General features: G+C 48.3%; 16 protein-coding genes. 7 read left to right on the top strand and 9 right to left on the bottom strand.

Going from position 1 to position 21,957, the window contains the following annotated elements; all coding sequences use genetic code 11:
- The first annotated feature begins 7 nt into the window (after positions 1 to 7).
- The 3 genes from DXA74_RS11575 to DXA74_RS11565 all read left to right on the top strand — a co-directional run bounded on the left by DXA74_RS11575 (position 8) and on the right by DXA74_RS11565 (position 3,062).
- Positions 8 to 1,267 (top strand): MBL fold metallo-hydrolase RNA specificity domain-containing protein, encoded by a 1,260-nt coding sequence (locus DXA74_RS11575; RefSeq protein ID WP_118527768.1) that lies wholly within the window; start codon positions 8 to 10, stop codon positions 1,265 to 1,267.
- A gap of 22 nt (positions 1,268 to 1,289) precedes the next feature.
- The gene (locus tag DXA74_RS11570) at positions 1,290 to 1,856 is read left to right on the top strand and encodes a metallophosphatase domain-containing protein (RefSeq protein ID WP_118527766.1); all 567 of its coding nucleotides are present in this window, start codon (positions 1,290 to 1,292) and stop codon (positions 1,854 to 1,856) included.
- A gap of 108 nt (positions 1,857 to 1,964) precedes the next feature.
- Positions 1,965 to 3,062: a DUF4932 domain-containing protein gene (locus DXA74_RS11565; protein ID WP_118527764.1), complete on the top strand. Its 1,098-nt coding sequence runs from the start codon at positions 1,965 to 1,967 to the stop codon at positions 3,060 to 3,062.
- A 252-nt stretch (positions 3,063 to 3,314) separates the two neighbouring features.
- Here DXA74_RS11565 and DXA74_RS11560 read toward each other — a convergent pair whose 3' ends face one another.
- Complete coding sequence (locus tag DXA74_RS11560) at positions 3,315 to 3,989, bottom strand: hypothetical protein (RefSeq protein WP_118527762.1); 675 nt, start codon at positions 3,987 to 3,989, stop codon at positions 3,315 to 3,317.
- Positions 3,990 to 4,179: 190 nt separating this feature from the next.
- Between DXA74_RS11560 and DXA74_RS11550 the strand changes: the two genes are divergently transcribed.
- Positions 4,180 to 4,695, top strand: a complete 516-nt coding sequence (locus DXA74_RS11550; RefSeq protein WP_118527758.1) for a pyridoxamine 5'-phosphate oxidase family protein — start codon at positions 4,180 to 4,182, stop codon at positions 4,693 to 4,695.
- Between the two features lie 94 nt (positions 4,696 to 4,789).
- Positions 4,790 to 7,123 (top strand): PDZ domain-containing protein, encoded by a 2,334-nt coding sequence (locus DXA74_RS11545; protein WP_118527756.1) that lies wholly within the window; start codon positions 4,790 to 4,792, stop codon positions 7,121 to 7,123.
- Between the two features lie 108 nt (positions 7,124 to 7,231).
- On the opposite strand, the gene DXA74_RS11540 is transcribed toward DXA74_RS11545, so the two are convergent.
- The 8 genes from DXA74_RS11540 to DXA74_RS11505 all read right to left on the bottom strand — a co-directional run bounded on the left by DXA74_RS11540 (position 7,232) and on the right by DXA74_RS11505 (position 20,022).
- Positions 7,232 to 8,395: a PepSY domain-containing protein gene (locus tag DXA74_RS11540; RefSeq protein ID WP_118527754.1), complete on the bottom strand. Its 1,164-nt coding sequence runs from the start codon at positions 8,393 to 8,395 to the stop codon at positions 7,232 to 7,234.
- Between the two features lie 144 nt (positions 8,396 to 8,539).
- Entirely contained in the window at positions 8,540 to 9,967 is a 1,428-nt protein-coding gene (locus tag DXA74_RS11535; RefSeq protein ID WP_118527752.1) for a DUF4374 domain-containing protein, read from the bottom strand.
- A gap of 45 nt (positions 9,968 to 10,012) precedes the next feature.
- Entirely contained in the window at positions 10,013 to 12,331 is a 2,319-nt protein-coding gene (locus DXA74_RS11530; protein ID WP_118527750.1) for a TonB-dependent receptor, read from the bottom strand.
- A gap of 409 nt (positions 12,332 to 12,740) precedes the next feature.
- Positions 12,741 to 13,532, bottom strand: coding sequence for a LytTR family DNA-binding domain-containing protein (locus DXA74_RS11525; RefSeq protein ID WP_118527748.1), 792 nt, complete (start codon positions 13,530 to 13,532; stop codon positions 12,741 to 12,743).
- Positions 13,533 to 13,543: 11 nt separating this feature from the next.
- Positions 13,544 to 14,596, bottom strand: coding sequence for a sensor histidine kinase (locus DXA74_RS11520; RefSeq protein ID WP_118527746.1), 1,053 nt, complete (start codon positions 14,594 to 14,596; stop codon positions 13,544 to 13,546).
- A gap of 7 nt (positions 14,597 to 14,603) precedes the next feature.
- Positions 14,604 to 15,905: a TolC family protein gene (locus tag DXA74_RS11515; RefSeq protein ID WP_118527744.1), complete on the bottom strand. Its 1,302-nt coding sequence runs from the start codon at positions 15,903 to 15,905 to the stop codon at positions 14,604 to 14,606.
- A gap of 34 nt (positions 15,906 to 15,939) precedes the next feature.
- Positions 15,940 to 18,984, bottom strand: a complete 3,045-nt coding sequence (locus DXA74_RS11510) for an efflux RND transporter permease subunit (RefSeq protein WP_118527742.1) — start codon at positions 18,982 to 18,984, stop codon at positions 15,940 to 15,942.
- Between the two features lie 9 nt (positions 18,985 to 18,993).
- A complete protein-coding gene (locus tag DXA74_RS11505; RefSeq protein WP_118527740.1) occupies positions 18,994 to 20,022 on the bottom strand; it encodes an efflux RND transporter periplasmic adaptor subunit in 1,029 nt (342 codons plus the stop codon).
- Positions 20,023 to 20,417: 395 nt separating this feature from the next.
- Between DXA74_RS11505 and DXA74_RS11495 the strand changes: the two genes are divergently transcribed.
- Positions 20,418 to 21,038, top strand: a complete 621-nt coding sequence (locus DXA74_RS11495; RefSeq protein ID WP_118527736.1) for an ATP-binding cassette domain-containing protein — start codon at positions 20,418 to 20,420, stop codon at positions 21,036 to 21,038.
- A gap of 3 nt (positions 21,039 to 21,041) precedes the next feature.
- Entirely contained in the window at positions 21,042 to 21,860 is an 819-nt protein-coding gene (locus tag DXA74_RS11490; RefSeq protein WP_118527734.1) for an ABC transporter permease, read from the top strand.
- Positions 21,861 to 21,957 lie beyond the last annotated feature (97 nt).

The following is a 21,957-nucleotide window of genomic DNA, read 5'->3' as shown; positions in this document are numbered from 1 at the left end:
TTGAAATATGAATATCAAGATACACAGAGGCCTTGATCAGATTGGTGGCTGTATTACAGAGATTTCTACAGATACTTCCAGGGTATTCATTGACTTTGGTCAGAATCTTCCTGGATGTGGAGAACCGACGACACCAGAGGATGACGAGCAAATGGTTCTGGCTATCTTTTCTCAGAACAAGAAGCAACATGAGGCTGTATTCTATACACATGGTCACGAGGATCATGTGGGGCTGTTTGAGTATATTCCAGACAAAGTTCCTCAATATATGAGCGAAGGAACGATGAAGTTGCTTTCCATTAAATATGGACTCTTATCTGAAGGTGCGTCACTTAAAGTGAACGAATTACGGAAACAGAATTGTACTTCAGAGGAATATGATGATGCGGTCAGTAGCCTGAAAAAGGCTGAAAACAAATGTAAGCTTCTCAAACGTATGTGTATCTGGAAAAGGACTGCTCCACGTAAGGTTCCGAAAAGTATTACAGTCGGCGATATAAAGGTAACTCCTTTTTTCAATTGTCATTCCATTTATGATTCGCACATGTTTCTGATAGAGGCAGACGGCAAACGGAGCTGGCATACTGGTGACTATCGGGAGCATGGATATATGGGCAAAGGACTTATTCCGACCTTAAAAAGGTATGCCACCCATATTGATACGCTGATTACAGAAGGAACCATGCTGAAACGTGAAGACAAATGTATTCACGAACGTGATGTTTCCGACAAGATGGCTCATGTGATGCAGGCTTTCAAATATGTATTTGTGCTTGCTTCTGCAACAGACATAGAACGACTTGCCGCAATCAAGGAAGCAGCAAATGCAGCAGGCAAGCGTATGTATGTGTGCTCAAAGTTTATGAAACAGGCTATGAGTTTCTTCACGGAGCAGGAGGGAGAAATCTCTCACGGACTGTTTGCATTTCGGCCTAAATTCTATAATAAGCGCTTTTTGAACGGCATAAAACGGAATGGCATGGTTATGATTGCCGGAGTATCGCAAAAAGACCGACTTCAGGAAGTTATCCAGGAATTGCCTCAGGAAGAAACGCTTCTTATTTACTCGTCATGGGACGGATATTATAGAAATCCGGAACAGGTAAAGGCAAATCCTTTCTATAAGGAAATTCGTGAAATGTTTCATAATGTGGTGGATCTGCACACATCCGGTCATGCTGACCGTAGCACAATAGAGAAGGTTATCAAAACGGTTAATCCCAAGGAGGTTATCTGCATTCATAAGGAAGCAGATGCCCAATTATAGTGTTTGAAAAATTAGTTGAATCATGAGAATCATACAAATATCAGATACGCATAGCAAGCATCATTTGCTGACAGATCTTCCTCCTGCCGATGTTGTCGTGCATTGTGGGGATATTACCGAGAACGGCACAGAAGAGGAAGTTCTTGATTTCCTGAACTGGTTTATCACGTTGCCTTATAAGCATAAGATATTCGTTACGGGCAATCATGACTTATGCCTTTGGGATGCTACGGGTATAGAGGATCTGCCGGAAAATGTTCACTTTCTTCAGGATCGTGAATGTGAAATTGAAGGGATAAAATTTTTTGGACTGGCATACAACCATTCCGAACAACTTATTCCTTCAGAGGTGGATGTGTTGGTTAGTCACGAGCCTCCACTCATGATTTTGGATGAAAGTAATCATATTCATTGGGGAAATGCTCCGTTGAGAAACAGAGTTTTTGAAGTGAAGCCTCGCTTTCACTTTTTGGGTCATGCCCATGAAGCTTATGGCACAGAGAAACTACAGGGGATTGTTTTCTCCAATGCGGCGCTGCTTGATAATTTGAATCAGTTAAAATACAAGCCGAAGACTTTTATTTTGTGAGTCTGATGCATTGTTTTAACTGATTATTATAACATGATAGAATGTTTTATATATTTGCAAAACGAGAAAAGAATTGTTGAAGTATTATGAATAAAAACAGTTTGCGTTATGAAAAAATATATGGTCATTTTAGTTCTGTTCATTAGCTGTCTTTATGCAAAAGCGCAGTCTATTGTACCACAGGTAAATGAGAACGTGGAACTTATGAGTATTTTGTCCCGAATGGCCGGTTTCCCTGAATATCACATGGATATGGCAGGGCAATATATAAAGGATATGGATAGCTACTTTAAGGACAATACGGATCATCCGGCTGTGAAGTATATGAAAGAACTTAGAAATAAGTATGGCATTTCTTTCGACGCAGTCATGTCAATGGCCGTACATCTGGATAATCAAAACGGTTCTCTTTCACTGATTGAAGAAGACAGTTCTACTTTGGAAAAAAGATGGAAGAAAGTTGATAAGGCGGAATTTCTGTCACATCTCAACAGCTTTTATAAGGATACCAGATTCCATGAGTTTTTCAAGGCTCATGAAGATCTTTATGAGAAGGGGATAAAGGCCTATCAGGATCATGTAATCAATTATCTGGATATAGATTGGTATTCCGATTTCTACGGCAATGAGCCTCAGGAAACTTTTTCTGTGATCATCGGATTCTGTAACGGAGGCGGTAATTATGGAGTAAACCGACAGGTAAAAGGAAACAAAAAGGAGGTTTTTGCAATTGTGGGCTACTATGTGGATAAAGAGGATACACCTATGTATAATAAGGAGTATCTGCCAACTCTGATCCATGAATTCAATCATTCGTTTATAAATCATTTTCTGGATGAAAACAGATACCCGGATCATGTAAGACTACTTGAACCTGCCGCAACAGATTTGTATCGGTCTTCACAGTGGAGTATGTCGAAACAGGCCTATGGTAATTGGAAGACCATGATCAATGAGTCACTTGTGCGCGCGGCTGTCATCTGCTATATGTTGGATAAAGAATATAAGCCGGAGGAAATTAAAAACGAACTGGCGGAACAGATGCAACGAAATTTCAGATGGATGCCGGAGCTGGTAAGATTACTGAGAGTTTATGAAAAGAAACAGAACAGATATAAGACTTTTGAGGATTACTATCCACGTGTGATTTCCTTCTTTATTGATTATGCGAAAGAAGAGAATAAAAGATTTGATGCTGTAAAATAAGTAAACGCCGCTTATTATCTGACCAGTACAGATATTAAAAGTGTCTACGCTATTCCGGAGAATAACGACCGCGAATTATCTCCGAGTTTAAATATTAATGGAATAGTATTGCTTCCATCTGGAAGCTACGGTAAGCAGCTCCAGCCTTGGGTACTAGAATAAAGGAATTAAGGGTAAGGGCAAAGTTTGTAATCATAATGTCCGCTTGCATTTTTGGAGAGTGCAAGCGGACATTATGATTTTGTAGAGGATTCAAGATTTGCTTGTTGTTGTAAGTTCTTGAACCATGATTCCTTCCAGTTGAATTGTTTCTTTGAAAAAGCGCTTTACATCGTCGGTGGAGTGGATTGTCTTTAAAAGTGGATGAATCACAAAGCAGGCATAGGCTTGCACAATATGATCCTTGTGCGGTTGGAAAAGAACCATACTGCTGCAATCGCTTTCATAGATATACAGATAAATGGTGCTTTCCTTCAGACTGTTATGAAGAAATACATCTTCGGTTACGAACAGGGAAGTTACGGCCAGCGTATTGCTTCCGCTTTGCGCATTGATTAAGGAAGGGATGGTACGCACCATCTTGTCAGCCAGTAATGTCCGGATAGTGCTGTCGGTCTCAAAGTCCTGAATGGACTTCAAATGGCTGATGGCGAATATTTTTCTCGGCACGGAATAGTCCGTTCGGGCGATATGCGCTGCCAGTTTATTGATTTCATCCGAATGGCTGCAATATTTGATGTAGGCCTCGTTGTTTGCCAAGCGGTGTATCTGGCGGGTTAATTCCAGTCCTTTTTCTTGCAGAGTAAGATGATCGGCAACGAATATGGCGGTCGGCTGATCTGATCCGCCGATGATGGTGGTATTTCTTTTGGCACAACTTAAAGTCAGTAAGCAGCCTAGACTTAAAAGGAGGATCATTCTTTTCATGATGGATTTCTTTTGGTTTTTCAATGAGAATCACAATATTCGCAAAAAATCAGAGAAATACAAAGAAAAGAGAAAAAGAAAATCATGTGTTTTGAGAAAAATCTCTTTGAGAAAAAGAACCAAAAAGTGTATCTTTGAGGGAACATACGCTTCGGTTCTATATGGAAGCGTAGCCTAATGATCGAAAAAAATGAGAAAAGTAAGTAGAGAAATGGATTCACAGTGGGCTTTGAAGGTGATGCGCAAGGCTCCTTATATTACAGTCAGTTTTATACGTGCCGACGGAACGGCATACGGGGTTCCGCTGTCCTTGGCTTGTACCGATGATCGTATCTGGTATTTTCATTGTGCCCCCGAAGGAGATAAGTTGGATGCCCTTGCCGCACATCCGCAGGTTTGTCTGTCGGCAGTGACAAAATGTGCTCCGACAGTCGGTCCGAAAGACGGTTCGTTTACTTTGCAGTACCGTTCGGCTATCGCTTTCGGAAAGGCGGAACTGGTGACTGATGATGAAGAGAAAATCCGGGCGCTCCGGGCTATCAGTGAGCGTTTCTTGCCACTGCACATGGATGCTTTCGACGATGCCATTGCGCGCAGTCTGCATCGCACGGCTGTTGTGCGCATCACGTTGGATGACCTGCCGACAGGCAAACGCAAGCAGTATGACCGGAACGGCGAGGAAATGAAATACGGTCGGATGGAATAGGGAAGACGGAACTCATTTGCTTTCCTATGATTTTTAATGAAGTCTAATACTAAATATAAATCAGTAAATATACCATGAATCCGATGAGAACTTAATGCTGGCATGCTTTTGCTTCAGCGCGGCCTTGTTACAGGCACAGACGGCTTTTTTCGTATCCGCAGACGGAAAGGATTCGAATAAGGGTACGATAAAGCGCCCCTTCCGGACCATAGAAAAGGCACTGGAGGCGGCTCGAAAGGAAAAAGGAGAGATTACGCTGTACTTGCGTGAAGGCGTTTACCGTTTGTCTGCGCCTTTGACTCTGACCGCATCCGACGGAAATTCGGAAAAGAAGCTTACACTGACGTCTTTCCCAAATGAGAAGGCAACAATCAGTGGCGGTGTTCTTCTGAATCTGGACTGGCAACCTTATGAAAGAGGTATTTGGCAGGCGAAGGTAAATCAGGACGTTGAGATAGATATGTTGCTGGTTAATGGAGAGATTCGCCACATGGCCCGCTATCCGAATTATGACGAACAGGCGGTCCGATTCCACGGAACGTCCTCTCAGGCCACAGCACCCGAGCGGGTGAAGGGCTGGAAGCATCCGGAAACCGGATTTCTGCATGCCATGCACAACAGTGATTGGGGGGATTTTCATTATCGCATCAAAGGAAGAAAAGAGAATGGCGAACTGATACTGGAAGGTGGTTGGCAGAACAACCGGCAGTCGGGACTGCATCCGGAAAACCGGATGGTGGAGAACATCTTTGAGGAACTGGATGCGCCGGGAGAATGGTTCTTCGACCGGGATGAGAAAATACTATATTACTATCCTCTGGAGGGAGAGCAACCCGCAACCGCGGTCTTTGAGACACCCCAACTCAAACATCTGATTGAGGTGCGGGGAACTCAGGCTGCTCCGGCTGAAAATATTGTCATTAGGAATCTGAATCTGACGCAGACACAGCGTACCTTTATGGAAAAATATGAGCCGTTGCTGCGTTCTGACTGGACGGTTTATCGTGGGGCGGCTGTGTTCTTTGAAGGTACGGAAAACTGTACGCTGACGCAATGTGATTTATACAATTTAGGAGGCAATGCCGTGTTCTTTTCCAAATATAACCGGCAGGGAGAAGTGTCTTCTTCTCATTTCACAAACATAGGTGCCAGTGCCATCTGTTTTGTAGGGGATACGGCCTGCGTCCGCTCTCCGAGCTTTGAATACAGTCAGTTTGTACCGTATGAAAAGATGGATTTGCAGAAGGGGCCTAAGGGAGTGAATTTTCCGGCGCAATGTACTGTTCGGGACAATCTGATTCATCGCATCGGTCTTTTTGAGAAGCAGACTACCGGTGTGGAACTGTCCATGTGTCAGTCCATCGTCGTATCTCATAACAGTATTTACGACACCCCCCGTGCGGGAATCAATGTGAGTGAAGGCACGTGGGGTGGGCACTGCATTGAGTATAACGATGTATTCGAAACGGTAAAGGAAACCGGCGACCACGGTTCTTTCAATTCCTGGGGACGCGACCGCTTCTGGCATCCGAACTATAAAGAGATGGAGGAACTGACAACCGGACACCCCGAAATGATTCTGCTGGATGCCGTAAAGACCACGACAATACGCAATAACCGTTTCCGTTGTGACCGGGGATGGGACATTGATCTGGACGACGGTTCTTCGAATTATCATATCTATAACAACCTGTGTCTGAATGGTGGAATCAAGTTGCGCGAAGGATTCTACCGTGTTGTCGAGAACAATATCATGGTAAATAATTCCTTCCATCCGCATGTATGGTTCCTGAATAGCGGGGATGTGTTTACCCGGAATATTGTCATGACGGACTATCAGCCCATTCAGATCCGCAGCTGGGGATTGATGGTCGATTATAATATCTTTGCCACAGAGACAGCTTTGGGCAATGCCCGGAAGAACCGGACGGACTTGCATTCCAGAGCCTGTGCGTTACCGTTCCGGAATCCGCAAGCAGGGGACTTCTCTTTCCCGGACGATGCGGAGGTTATTGTCGAGGCCGGTTTCCATAATTTCCCGATGGATGAGTTTGGCGTTGTTTCTCCCAGACTGAAAAAGATCGCGCGTCAGCCGGAAATGCCACAGATCAGGAACGTGGATACCGGGCATACGGCGGTGACCAAACAATGGCAGGGAGTTGTTCTGAAAGACCTGACAACACTGGGAGAACGTTCGGCTACGGGTATGGATTCGGAACGTGGAGTATATGTGCTTTCTGTCAGCCCTCTTGAAGGACTGCATACCCATTTGCGGACTAATGATGTGCTTTTAAAGGCGAATCAGGTGGCTGTTGATAATTTGGAGGAGTTCTTTCAGGCTTTGAAAGACTGCAAACAGGGCGAAACTGTTTCTTTAACCGTCTTCCGTTCACAAAAGGAAATGGAAATTTCTTTTAAACTGAAATAGGATAATACGGTAGAGATATGCTCCTTTGAAGAATTGTGTTTTTTAAAAGAAAAAGGCTGCAAAAGATGGTGGATTTCCGCCTTTTGCAGCCTTTTTGTTTGGATTTGTTTAACTCCGGCGCTGTTTCTTGCGCAGCAGACGCGCAATCCACAGATAATATCCTGTGAGTGGGAGAGAAGTGCCCAGCAATGCCACCAGCACGGTGAGGACGCGGGTCAGCATACCGCCCCATTCGCCTACATGCATGCTGTAAATCCATCCGCGGATCTTTCCGGACTTATCCAGCGAAGCGTAAGGTGCTTCTTCGGTAATCCGTCCGCTTTTCACATCAAAGGTATAGCGGTCGGCAGCACGCTGATTGCCCCAGCGGTGGAAATATACCGAAGCGGTATTTTGGGACAGTTGGATCTGGCGGTATTCCGGATTCTCGGCGGCCAGCTGTTCATATACACGCTGCCAGCTGCAAGTACTCTGCCGCACTTTGGCCAGACGGGCATTTTCCTGCGGGCCTTGTCCTTTGCCGTTCTGAGAAGAGTTCGGTTTACCTTTTTCTGTTTCCGGTTGTTTGGCCCGGCTCTGCTGTGAGGTTTTCACTCCGAAAACGGCATAGAAAGCATTGTTATACCATTTGAACGACCAGGTGAGTCCGGTCAGTGCCATAGCCAATAACAGGATCAGGGCATACATGCCGCCGGCTACATGCAGATCATACCAGAAGCGCTTCATGCCCCGGGTGCAACAGATCTGCAGGCGGGTTTTGAGTGCCTTGCGGGTGCGTGGCCACCAGATGAAGATTCCCGAAATCAGCACGAAGACAAAAGCTAAGGTACTGATGCCGACAATAACCTTTCCCCAGAAGATGCCGCCCTGCGGATTGGCGCTGTCGAGCAACCAGCGGTGCAGGCGGAACATGGTGGAGAAGAAAGGCAGACGTTTGGTCTTGCCCGTCAGCTCACCGGTGTAGGGATTGATATAAGCCGCCGCTTTCTTGGGTTTCGAAAGGGAAAGCTGCCAGGCACGGTCCGGTTCTGGGTAAATGGTCAGGCCCGTAATGGAAACACTATCGGGCAACTGCCGGGTGGCGCACAGCATCAGACTGTCGGCCGGAAGCGGCTGCCGGTCTTGTGCCTCCACGAAATAGATTTCTTTTTGTACTTTCTGTGTGATTTCCTGCTCAAATACCAGCATGGCGCCGGAAAAGCAAATCAAGGCAATGATGATTCCGAATGGAACGGAAAGCCATAAGTGAATGTCGTGAAATATTTTTCTCATTGTTGTAAAGGATTTAGATTCATAACAAAGATACGATAATTTATCACAGTCTGGAATGCTGTGTCCTGTTTTTTTGCATTTTTGTAAAAAGCCCGGAGCATGAAGCGCTCCAGGCTTTTGGTAGTTAAAGATGAGAGAGAATGATTATTTTACAGGGGTCAGGCGTCCCAAACCGTTTACGGTTGCCGCGTTTTCAACGGTCAGCACTCGTGTGGCTTTAGCGGTAGCTGCGTCAATGCGGTACACACCCGGATGGCCGTCGGAGGTGGAGATGGTCATATAAAATGCTCCGTTTTCTTTATAGGGATTGCGGCTGAAGTCGGTGATGACATCGGTAGACGGAAGGCCGGTTACATAGGTCAGTGTCTTGGCATCAGCATCGAACACGGCGAGTTGGTTGGCTACGTAGCCTGTTTCTGTCAACGGACGGTCGTACATGCGCAGCAGGAAGTAGTTGCCGCTCATGTGCCAGCAGCTCAGGAAAGACTTGCCGCCCGAGAGCGCTTCGATGTTGCAATAGTAATCATCGAAAGCTTCAGAGCCGTTCGGAATACGTACCACTCCGGCTGGAAGCGTGGTTTTCTGACGTGTATCGCTCATCGTCTTGGCATAACTGGGGGAGAATACATATACATCTCCGTTGTCGGCACTCCAGATGGTCTGGTAATACTGCGATTTGTAGCGACCGCAGGCATAACTGATCTTGTCTGTGCGAATCAGCTTCTTGTCGGTCAGGCTCTTATCCGAGAAAATGGCCACCCAGCATTCATTAGGATATTGGGTCCATTGCAACTCGTTTTCCTTATAGGAACTGCTTCCGCTTCCTCCGGCTTCGGTCTTGATCAGATCTTCATTGCCCGGCAATACCCACTTATAACTTCCGTCGGCATTTTTCTGCATGGTTCCGTACTGGCTGAGTCCCATCGGAATGGCGGCACTGTAAATCTTTTCTCCATGCTGCAACAATCCGGCCAGAGTGACGTATTCTCCATTACCCAGAAAGTTTTCCGAGAGATAAACACTATCCTTGGTGTTGTTGGTTACGTGGGTTTCCTGTTCGGTATCCAGATAAGAGAGCAGGAAACTCTTGGGAATATAGCCGTTGGCATCCTGCCACTCCGACGGACCGTCGCCGGTAGACGAGGTGATGATATACTGGTCGTACTGGCCGTACGAAGTGAATCTTTTTACCTTATATTCGTTGTCGCGTTTCTGCAACTGGCCGTTGGCATTCAGGATGAATGACTGTGTGGTTCCTGCTTCCCCCTGATTGTAGTTCAGTGCATAGAGATATTTGTTGTTCTGGAAAATCCAGTAAGTGGCCCCGTCGTTCACCAGACCGTTTGCCGTCACTGTTCCCTGATTCAGAGAGTCTGTGGTCAGCAGGATGTTGGTTGTGCTGTTTGAGGCTACGATTGAAGTGGCCAGGACATATTTTCCGGTGCTTCCATTGCCGGAGCCATCTCCGTTACCATCGTTTGTTCCATTGTTTATGTCTTCACTGGAGCAGGCTGTCAGCGCGCCGCCCAAAGTCAAAGCCAGCATGCTGGCAAAAAGGATGTTCTTTTTCATGCTTTTAATTGTTTCTGTTGTTTATTCTATAATATCTGTTTGTGCTTAGTTTCCAAAAAATACACGTACTTTTCCATAGAAGGCGCGTCCGGCTTTCTGAAGACTGAAGTTGTCGTAAAGCTTCTCGTCGGTCAGATTCTTGCACTCGAAGGTCAGAGTGTAACGTCCGTTGCGCAGGCTGTAGGACAGACTCAGATTGTGTGAAAACTGGTTGGGTACCATGTAGTCGCTGTTGTTTGTGCCATAGAGTTCCGACACATAGCAGAACTGGTGCAGATACTGGTTGTCGTAGTTTACCGTAAGGGTGTTTCCCTTCTGGAACAGATCACGCCAGTAGAAAGTGACAAAGGAGTCGGCAAAGCGATAGGGCAGATTCGGCATCCGGCTTTTATAACCCGGATTGGCTACCGAACTGGTGCCGGACATCTTTTCGTTATCACGTACATTCATCTCCGTGAAGTTCACACCTACACTCAGCCATTTGCTGAAATTGTATTTGGCCGACAGGTTATATCCCAGAGTCAGCACCTTGCCGTAGTTCATATAGGCCGCCGCTTCCTTGCCTCCACTCAGGGAAACCAGCTGGCGCTGGATATAGTCTTTTGTGTTGCGGTACACGAAGCCTCCTTCTAGGAACAGCCCGTGTTTGCGTATCTGTTTGCTGAAAAGCAGATTCAGGTTGATGTTGTCGCTCCGTTCCGGTTTGATGCCGATGTCTCCGGTTTCCAGATCTTCGTCGCCGAAAGTCTCCTCAATGGTTGGCAGACGGCAGGCACGTTCGTAAGATAGTTTTGCCTGCAGTTCCGGAAGAATGAAATAAGTTCCCGCAGCACCGAAGCCGTAGAAGTCATTCGTTCCTTCCGTGCGTACATAATTGCTTTGCGTTGCGTCTTCGGCAACGGGTCCGGTCACATACTGACGGTAATACTTTCCGAAGGCTGTCAGGTTCCATTTATCGGAAGGCATGAGTCGGTAAGACAATCCGGTGATGTTCTTGCGGGTTTCCTTGGCGATGGGATCGCTTTGTTCTTCTTTGGCCAGCAGCGAAGTGTTGCTGCGGTGGAAAGCATTGAAGACATGGCTCAAGGTGAAGGTATGCATATCGTGCAACCGGTAATTTGCGGTGAGGGTGCTGTTCCAGTTGTCGTTGTCGGAACGCATGTGCTGGTAGGATTGTTCTCCGCGCGAGTTCATCAGATGCTTTTCGCCCAGCCAGTTGTATTCATACTGCGAGGTGTCTACCTGTGTAGTGGCATTGCGGTTGTAGTTTGCCGTGAACACCACATCCAGCCCTTTGGTAAACAGGTTGCGCTTGGCATATTCAAACGACGGCATGAAGGAATGCCCCTTGCGGTGCTTCTCGCCATAGACGATTTTCTGTTTCACTCCATTCTGCACATCCTGATACATATTTGAGAAGGTGAAACCGAAGAGCATCCGGTCGGCCCAGCTCTTTCCTTTCACACCTACCTTACCGGAAATGGCTTCGTTGTGATAGGTGTCGTGAAAGCGTTTTACACGCACCAGCTTTTTTACGTTCATGGCACCGGTTTCGAAATCCAGCACCGGAGCATCTACCCAGTAATTGTTGTCAGAATAGTTTTGAAAGGCATTGATTTCGTAAGTAAGACCGTTGCGAAAGGTCTGTCCGAAGTTTATATAGGATTTGTGTGTGTTGAACGAACCGAAAGTATAGGCTGCATCGGCAAACCAGCTTTGGCGTTGTTGCTTGGTCACAATGTTGATGATGCCACCGATGGCGTCTGCTCCGAATCCTACCGGTACCACACCACGATACACCTCAATGCGGTCGGCAAAGTTCACGGGGATGTTGTTCAGTCCGAACGAACTGCCCACACCTTCCTGAGGCACTCCGTCGATAAAGACCTTGACGTGCTTGCCGCTGAAACCGTCGAGTGTGACTTGCATGTCCGAGCCGACACCACCCGATTCGCGCAGTTTGATGCCCGGAACCGAAGCAATGGCATCGCCCAGATTCTTGTTCAGTCCGGCAATATCTTTCAGATCAACCGCAATGGCATTGAAGGCCGATTTCTTGATGCGGTCCGTATGACGGGCTTGTACCTGCACCTCGTCCAGTGCCATTTCGGCGGGAGCAATCTTCAGATTAATTTTCTGATGCTCACCGGAACGAACGGTTACTTTTTTGTTTACGGTCTGGTAACCCATCGCCTTGACCGTGAGTGTGTATTCTCCGGCCGGCGCTTCCAGATGATAGATTCCTTTGTCGTTGGTCGTTCCGCCGTAGGACGTTCCCTCCAGCTGTACGGTGGCAAAGTCCATAATCTCTTTTGTTACTGAAAGAATCTTACCGCTGATGATTCCCTTTTTTTGTGCCTGCATTGTGTCAGTTGCCCCGATTGTTAATAAGAGGCAGAGCAGTGTAATAACCTTTGTTCTCAAAATCTTATCTAAAAAGTTAGTAATGTATTTATACACCCTTGTGGTGTGTCTCCTAAAAACACTGCAAAATTACACAGATAAGATATAGGGCGCAATCGCCAAAAAAAGGTAATATTCAGGACGGACAAATACTCGTTTTTGAGTATTGCAAAATTGAAAAAAGCACCTGAAAAGCCTCTCTTTTCATACATGAGTCCGCAAAAGGCCGTTATTCAGGTTCAGAAGCTTCTATGTCATACCCAATTTATTATTCTGTAAAAATGAAAAACGCCATGTACGACATATCCGAAAGATATATACATACATGGCGCGGACGCATTGAAACAGAAATTCACGAACAATAGGACTTTTATTTATTTAACCACATCTTCAATGCGCCGACTTTTTCCCGGCTTACCAGAATCTGTTCTTTGGCTTTGGGACGGAGCTGCAAGAGCATCTTGCCGTTAAAGTGCGGCTCAATCAGTTCAATGCAGTTGGCCGATAACAAAACCTGCCGGTTGGCCCGGAAAAAGAGTTCCGGGTCGAGTTGTTCTTCCAGTTTATTTAAGGTGAGATCAAGGATATGGGTTTTCCCGTCGAAAGTTACGGCAAACGAAATCTTGTCTTCCGAATAGAAATAGGCAATCTCCGGAATGGAGATGGTATACATGCGGCGGGGCGAGGTTATCAGAAAACGCTGGCGGTATTTGCGGAACGCTCCGGTCTGACCGATAGCCGACAGAATATTTTCCAGATAGGCCTGATTGTCCTCGGGAGAGAACAGGCGGCGCGCATGATATTTCTCAAATCGGGTGATGCTCTCTTCCAGCCGTTCTTTGTGAATGGGCTTGAGCAGATAGTCGATACTGTTTACCGAAAAGGCCTGTACGGCATATTCGTCGAATGCCGTCGTAAAGACGATGGCGCACTGAGGACGTGCCTTTTCTATGAAAAGAAAGGAGTTGCCGTCGGTGAGCTGTATGTCGAGAAACAGAATGTCGGGCTGGGGATTATTCTGGAACCAGACACAGGACTCCTCGATGGTCCCCGGCAAAAGCAGCACTTCCCAGTTGGGACGCAACTCTTGGATCATATTCTTGAGCAGGCGGGCTGCCGGAAACTCGTCTTCGATAATAGCTGCGGTGATATTTGTTGTCATGATGATAGAGATTAGGGAATTAGAGGTACTTTAACGGTGAAGGAATCACCGGTTTTATGGATTTCCACATCCTTGTGGCACAGCAGATGATAGCGGACGGACAGATTTTCCAGACCTTTACCGGTTCCGGTTACTCCTTGCTTGGGCCGTATCGGATTTGAAATGATGAGCCAGTCCTGCTCCTCCTGCCGTTCGGTGCCGAGGGTGATGGTCATCGGACGCCCCATGCTGATGATGTTGTGCTTGATGACATTCTCCACCAGCAGCTGCAAGGTGAGCGGCGGTACCCGCTCGTCCAACACGTCTTCGGGTAAGGACGACTGTACGTTGATGCATTCTCCCAAGCGGGTCCGGTGCAGATTGATGTAGGTGTCCAGAAAGCGAAGCTCTTCCTCCAGCGGTACCAGTTTCTTGTCCTGCGAGAGCAGGATGTAGCGGTAGGTGTCGGACAGATTACGCGTAAAGACCACAGCATTTGCCGGATTATATTCAATCTCGGAAATCAGCACATTCAGACTGTTGAACAGGAAATGGGGATTGAGCTGCTTTTGCAACGCCGTGTAGCGTGCCTGCAGATTGGCCTGCTCCAGATCCTTGGCCTTTTTGTAAAGGCCCGCCAGATCCTTGTAGAAATGGTTACTCATGGAAAGAGCAATGATGACCATCTCGATGAGCCACACCAGCAACAGCATGTTCAATCCGCCGCGCTGGGTGCGGAAGGGATGCGGCAGTCCGATCATCAGTTTGGCGGTAACCATCAGCCCGTAGTTGATGAGCAACATGCAGAGGGCAGCCACAACAACCGACCATGCAAACCAGCGGCGGTTTTTCTGACGATAGGAACTCCGCGCTTTCAGCCGTTCCGTCGTGTAACGGATACTCATACCGACCCCGTTGAACAGGAAGAGGAACGCTGCAAAGACCTGCACCTGTATGATTCCTTCCTGCAGTCGCAAGGAGATATTACTGAATTTGACCAGAATAAAGTAGGATATGCATCCTAAGAATGAGTAAAGCAGAAGATCGCCCAGATACTTGTGCTTTTGTGCTGAAAAGAGTTCCATAGAATGATTACATACTGAAATTGCCGCAAGCCTTCAGATATTCGCTTCGGGCTATTTGGGCATTGTATTTGGATTTGACAAAGTTTTTACGCGCTTCCAGATAGTAAATCTGCGCATCGAGCACCTCAGTGATGGAAACCAGACCTTCCTGATACTGATCCAGAGCCAGCAGACTGTTTTCACGAGCCTTGTCCAGAGAATTTTCCGTGAGAGCCACCTGCTTGACGGCTTCCTCCTGATTGTGTGCCGTGACCTGCATCTCTAGTAATACCTGATCGCGCACCTTGCTCGCCTGTTCGCGTGCCGTTTCCGTGCGCCATTGGTCGGCGGTATGCTGATGCTTGCGCTTGCCCCATTCAAAAACCGGTACGCTCAGTTTGGCATAAACCTGATAGTTGGGATCCATGTCCGGCCGGAAATTATAGCCCGGCGAACTGTATTGTCCGGTAGCACCTACAGAGAACTGGGGGAGGAACTGTGACCGGTTGATTTTTGTCTGGTGGGTTTGCAGATCTATCTGCCGTGTCGCCAGATTGTATTCCGGACGGGCGAGCACCATACTGTCGGTGTGCATGGGTTCCGGCATAAAGCGATACAGAGGAGTCACTACTGAATCCGTACGTACCGACTCGCGGTCTGTTCGTCCGATAAAGGACGCCAGCGTCATGCGGGCCACTTCCCAGTTGCGCCGGGCCTCTCTCAACTGATAGGCGGCATCGTTTCGTTTTACCTCAGCCATCAGCAAGTCGCTGCGGTCTATCAGCCGTTCCTGAACACGTTCCTCTATGGTCTGTGTCAGAGAATCCGCGGTGTGGAAATATTGTTCGGCCACCTGAAGAAGTTCCTGGCTGGCTATAAAATTCCAATAAACCCGGTCTGTTTCCAGCAGGACTTCACTGCTGGTCAGTTCTGCATAAAGCTGGGCCTTTTCCTGTTCTACGGCAGACTTGCGGACTTGTGCCTTCAGCTTTCCTCCCTGATAAAGAGGTTGCTCTACCGTGACGCCCACTCCATACTGACCGTGTTTCCCGCGGATGGTCCAGGGCGTTTCACTTTTCGTCCAGGTAAATTCCCGGGGATTTCCCGTATAGGACGCATTGCCGCTGGCAGAAAGTTTCGGATACAGATCTGCCTTGGCCGACTGGTGCAGTGCCTTTGTGGCAGCAATCTCATGAGAGGCAGCCTTCAGGTCCTGATTGTAGTCCAACGCCATCTGGCGGCATTGTTGCAAAGATAAGAAATCTTGTGCAAAAAGAGGGATGCACGCTGTTAAAGACAGCAGAGTGCAGAAATATTTTGTTTTCATCATATCACACCTTATTATATATTATATAGGACCGGGACTATTTTCCACCAGCGGGAGATACCCGGTAAAAGATGCAGTAAAGCACCGGAGTGACAACAAGTGTAAGCAGGGTGGCAAAGGTCAGTCCGAACACGATGGTGGCTGCCATGCCGCCGAAGGCTACGTCAAACAGTAGGGGAATGCTGCCGAAGACTGTGGTCAGTGCTGCCATGAGTACAGGACGGGCACGCGACACCGTAGCTTCGATAATGGCCTGATAGTCGCTCAGTCCGCTGCCTTTCAGACTGTTGGTTTCGTCGAGTAGTACGATCACATTCTTGATGATCATACCCAGCAGACCCAACCATCCTGCAATGCAGAAGAATCCGAACTGGAAACCGGTCACGCAAAGGCCGAATACGACACCGATGACTGATAACGGAAGTACCAGGAAGATGATCAACGGCTGTCGGAAATTGCGGAACAGAGCCACGAGAATCACAATGAGGGCTACAAGAGCCAGCGGGAAGTATTTGAAGAGCGCTTCCATGGCTTCGCCCTGATCCTTGAACTGTGAATCCCAGAAGAAGGAATATCCTTCGGGCAGACGGATCTTTTCGATTTCGTCACGGATTTCCGAATGAACCTCGCTCATGGTGTGTCCCGGAGCAACATCACATTGGGCTGCCATGCTCAACTGTCGGTTGTAGGTACGCATCAGCGGGTATTCCCACTGAATGTGGATGCTGTCGGTTACCTGTGCCAGTGGAGCAGACTGCTTTCCGTTCCAAACGGGCCAGTTGCGCAATTCTGCGAGCGTAGGTTCCGTATCGGAACTGCAATACAGCATGACCGGCACCTGATCGTTTTCGTCGCGGAATACGCCGACAGTTACTCCGTCGTGTATGCTCTTGACCGACTGCATCATGTGCTGCCGTTGCACCTGAATCTTTCCGCCCTTGACCGGGTTATAGTCTGCACAAAGTTTGGGAGCCATATTGCCCCATTCATTGCGGGCGCGCACTACATGCGGATTTTTTCGCATCACTTCCAGAGCCACCTGTGTCAGCGAATCCAGCACTGCCGGGTCCGGACCGCAGAAGCGTGCTTCGATCAGAGCCTGCGGGATGGAGTTGATTTCAAAGCTGTTCACCTTGATCAGAGCTTCGGGATAGGCCGCAGGCATTTTCTGTTCCAGATGTTGGCGCAGGGCAGTGGCTTCTTCCGGAGTGTCTGTCTCCACCAATATCTGTGCGTAATTGCTTTGCGGACCATAAGCCGTATTGGCCAGGTAGAAGCGGGGAGGGGTCTGTCCGATGAAGGAAGACAGCTGGCGCACATGGGGGTACCGGCTTAACGAATCGGTCAGCTCATAGGTGAATGCCCGGGTACGGTCGAAGGAAGTTCCTTCGGGCAGCCAGATTTCCATGGTGAAATACTGTTTGTTGAGCAGAGGCATGAACTGTTTGGGCACGGTCTGAAAGCCGATATAAGAGAGGTACAGCAGTCCGACCAGAACGGCGATGAGCGGATAGCGGTGACGGATGCATCCACGCAGCAGCTTTCGGAAACCGTCATAATACTTTCCGGAGAACAGTTCGGCATTCTGTCTTCCCTGTTTGGGGCGGCGCACAAACTCCTGAATGAAGAACACATTCTGTGTGATGGCCAGAACCCAGCTCAGGAAAAGCGATACGGCGATGACCAGAAACAGAGAGGAGAGGATCTCGCCCGTAATGTGAGGCGACAGATATACCGGCAGGAAGGTAAGAATCGCAATCAGCGTTGCTCCGAGCAAAGGCATGGCTCCCGTTGACACTGCTTTCAGAATGGCAGGGCGCTTGCGCATGCCGCGCTCCATGTTGATCAGGGCCGAGTCGTAAACCACAATGGCGTTGTCTACAAGCATTCCCATGGCAATGATGATGGCAGCCAGCGACATACGTTGCAAGGCAATGCCGGTGGCATTCATATAGATCAAAGTACCGAAGATGGAGAAGATTAGTCCGCTGCCGATCAGGAAGCCGTTTTTGATGCCGATAAAGAACAGCAGTACGGCCACCACGGTAATGACCGAGAGAATCAGATTGATGATAAACCCTTGGTTGGCCACGTCTGACTCGTGTCCCTGGTCGTAAATCGGACTGATGAGATATCCTTCGGGCAGTTGTTTCTGGGCTTCCTCCAACACTTCCTTTACGCGTATGGCCATATCCACGACATTACCGTCGGAAACTGTGGAAATAGCCAGACCGATGGCGGGTTGGTTGTTGAGATACATGGCGTTTCGGGGTGTTCGGCTGTAAGATTCATGAATCTGGGCAATGTCTGCCAACCGGTAGGTGGAACCGTCTTTTCCGGTAATGGTCAGCTGACGGATTTCTTCCAGATTGCTGAACACGCCCCGCGTGTCGATACGGATCCGGTTGGTCGAGGTCTCTATGCCGCCGGCATCCACTATCTTGTTTTGCTGTTCAAAGGCCTGAGCTATTTGAGTCAGTGTGATGCCGGACTGCGACAGAACAGAAGGATTCACCTCAAGTTCGATGACCGGAGTGGGCAGACCGAAGATTTCGACCCGTGCCACATCCTGCACGCTGAGCAGTTTGTCTTTAAGCTTTTTGGCTTCTTTGTCCATGTCACGGTAAGAATGGGTGGGACTGCTCAGTCCGTAGAACACGCCCAGCACGTCTCCGAAATCATCATTCACAACCGACGGACCGGCTCCTTCGGGCAGCTGATTCTGCACATCGTTCACCTTGCGACGCAGCTTGTCCCACAGCTGTTGCATCTCGTTGGCGCGGATTTCTTTCTTTACGTAAACCGTAATTTTGGACATTCCGGCCCGGTTGTCGCTTTTCAGATAATACAGTTCGCCGAGCGACTGTATGGATTCCTCCAGCTTGTCCGTGACCTGTTCCTGCACTTCCTGGGCCGAGGCTCCGGGATAAGGCGTGGTCACCACTGCCTGCTTGATGGTGAAAGGAGCGTCTTCCAGTTTGCCCATTTGCACATACGACAGAACTCCTCCAATCAGGAACAGACAAAGAATCAGCCAGCTGAAAGCCTTGTTGTTCAGAAAATATTTGGTTAAATTCTTCATGTCTTTGGTTTATTTGATGGTTATCCGACGGTTGGGTGAAAGATTGTTGAAATTGCCGGTGATGACCTGTTGCCCCGGTTGCAGTCCGCTGATGACTTCAATACGGTTACCGGTGGTCAGCTCTCTTGTGGTGATCCATGTTTTTCGGGCACATTGGTCGGGTCCCACGGTCCAAACATAACTTCCTTTGATCGGGTCATGACACACCACGTTCAGAGGCAGACTCAGACTGCTGCTTTTTTGAGCGGGCATGTCAAAAAAGAGCGTTCCGCTCATACCACCCAGAAAACGCCGGTTTTCATTGCGCAGTAAGGCTGTGCAGGTATAAGAGATATTGGCCGATGAAGTGGTGTGTGTGACATAAATCTGGTCGGCTTGTAGCGTATCCGTGGGGTTCGCGGAAAAAACGATGCGGCAGCGTGGTTCCTTCTGGTTGCGGAGTGCCAGAGCCATTTCTTCGGAAATGCTGACGCTCATCTTTATCTGTGACAGGTCGATGAAAGTCAGCACGGGCTGTGTGGGAGCCACGTCGGCAAAACGCTCCACCATGATTTCCTGCACATAACCGTCTGTCGGTGCTGTCATCCGGGTGTCCTGCAGATTATGCAGGGCTTCGCGGTAGTTGGCCTCTGCGGTTTCCAGATCGGCTTTGGCCTGTTCGTAGCTCGAAGCTGATACGTTGTTCTTGTGATAAAGGTTGGTCATGCGTTTGAATTCAGCACTTTTCTGGTTCCTGTTCGCTTCGGCTTTCTGAAGTGCAGTCTGATAGTCACGCGGGTCAATTTCCGCAATCAGGCTACCCTTGGACAGAAACTGTCCGCATTCGAGATCCAGCTTGCGGACGGGCCCTCCCACGCGGAAAGAGAGTTCGGTGGTGCGGTAAGGCTCAGAAATGAAATCAAAACCTTGAAGTCCGTGTTGGGTAAACTGTTCCGGTCGAACCACATGAACGGCAAGAGGTTCTGCCGGTTTCTCTTGTTCGGAACGGCATGCCGTCAGTGCCAGAAGTCCAAATGATAAAATAATTACTCTGTTCATTATAATACTGTTATATGTTTTCGGTCGAAAAAGATGCTGTCCCGCTGAAAACCTCCGCCTGACTGCAGACAGGCGGAGGAACTATGAAAGACGGGTAACAGAGAACATTCCTTAGGAATATTCTGAGGCAAAAATACAGCGGTGCAGGATAAAAGAAAAGGGGAAAGCCGACCAGACCGCATGATAGATGGATGAAGGGGGCTTTTCCGGCGATGAACCGAAACAAGAACGGAAGGGACCGGGAAGGAGAGACGGCTCCGGCAGGAATTTAAAACAGAAATCGTGCAATTCATACGCCGGAAATCCGGTGCATTTCAAGAATATGTCGTATCTTTGTATTCTGCTACGGATAGTTTTCCGCAGTTTATCCAAATGACCGAATAAAAATCAAAGGTATGATTCAATTGGATCACGTAAGTTTAAGTTTCAGGAAACAGCTCATACTGAATGACATCACAGAACACATCCATCCCCGGGAACTGGTTGGCATTTCCGGAAAGTCCGGTTGTGGCAAAAGCTCTCTGCTGAAGGCACTGCTGGGGTTTGTCCCCCTGTCTCAGGGAAGCATCCGGATTGACGGGGTGCTACTGGAGCCGGCCACCGTGATGGACATCCGTAAAAAGATGGCTTATCTGCCTCAGGATCTGAATTTCCCGGTAGAGAGCGTGCGCGACCTGATTCGTCTGCCCTTTGAACTGCACGCCAACCGTCATTTGCCGTTTACAGAAGACGAACTCTTTTCCTGGTGGGATCTGCTGGGGCTGGACCGTCAGCTATACCACCGCAAGGTGCATAAGATTTCGGGCGGACAGCGTCAGCGCATCATGCTGGCCGTTATGGCCATGCTCCATAAGCCGGTTTGTCTGGTCGACGAGCCGGCATCCGGACTGGATGCAGAAGCTTCGGAAAGAGTGGTAAAGCTCATGAAACAGCTTCAGGAACGCGGAAGCACGCTGGTTGTGGTGTCGCACGACCCGAATTTCTTTTCGCATTGTGATCGAACTATTATTCTCTGAAAGATGCAGACATTAAATATAGGATGGGAGGGGATGGCCATAGGCATGCTCCTCATGTTGATTCCTTTTTGCTATTTGTGGTATATCAAGAGCCGCCTCTTCAAGCCCACCTTATGGGCCACGGTGAGGATGTGCGTGCAACTCTTCCTCATGGGAGTCTATTTCCGCTATCTGTTCCAGTGGAACAATCCCTGGGTCAACACCCTGTGGGTACTCGTCATGATTCTTGTTGCCGCCTATACCTTTATCGAGCGCACCGGATTGCGCCGCAAGGTGCTGCTCTTGCCCATGTTTGTGGCGCTGGCCGTTTCGGCATTCTCCATCGGTTTCTATTTTCTGGTGCTGGTGCTGGGCATGGACAATCCGTTTGATGCCCGCTATTTCATTCCGATAATGGGACTGCTGCTGGGCAATATGCTCACCGTCAATGTGGTGGCTCTGAGCACTTATTACCGCAGTTTGCAGCGTGAACAGCAACTTTATTACTACCTGCTGGGCAACGGGGCCACACATTTTGAGTCTACACGTTCTTTTCTGTGCGAAGCCATTGAGAAATCGTTTTCGCCTTGCATTGCCAATATGACCGTGCTGGGCATCGTGTCGATGCCCGGAACCATGATCGGTCAGATTCTGGGAGGAAGCGACCCGGATGTGGCCATCAAATATCAGATCATGATTGTAGTCATCACCCTGGCATCGTCTCTGCTGTCGGTGGTCATGACCATCAGGCTGGCGGCCCTCCGCTCGTTTGACAAATACCAGATTTTGCAGTCACATTTCGTTTATAAGGAAGACAAATACAATGAAATGGATATGTTCTGAAAATTTTGCGTGTTAATTTTTCAAAAAACTGATTCTTCGCAAGAAGATTTCTCGTTTTCCTCAAATCCGCAACTAAGCTCTTCAGCGTCCTTCTTGC

The organism is Bacteroides sp. OF04-15BH, from assembly GCF_003477995.1.
Taxonomy (GTDB): Bacteria; Bacteroidota; Bacteroidia; order Bacteroidales; family Bacteroidaceae; genus Paraprevotella.
Note: the sequence above shows the minus strand (reverse complement) of the source record. Positions and strands in the feature narration are given on the sequence as shown.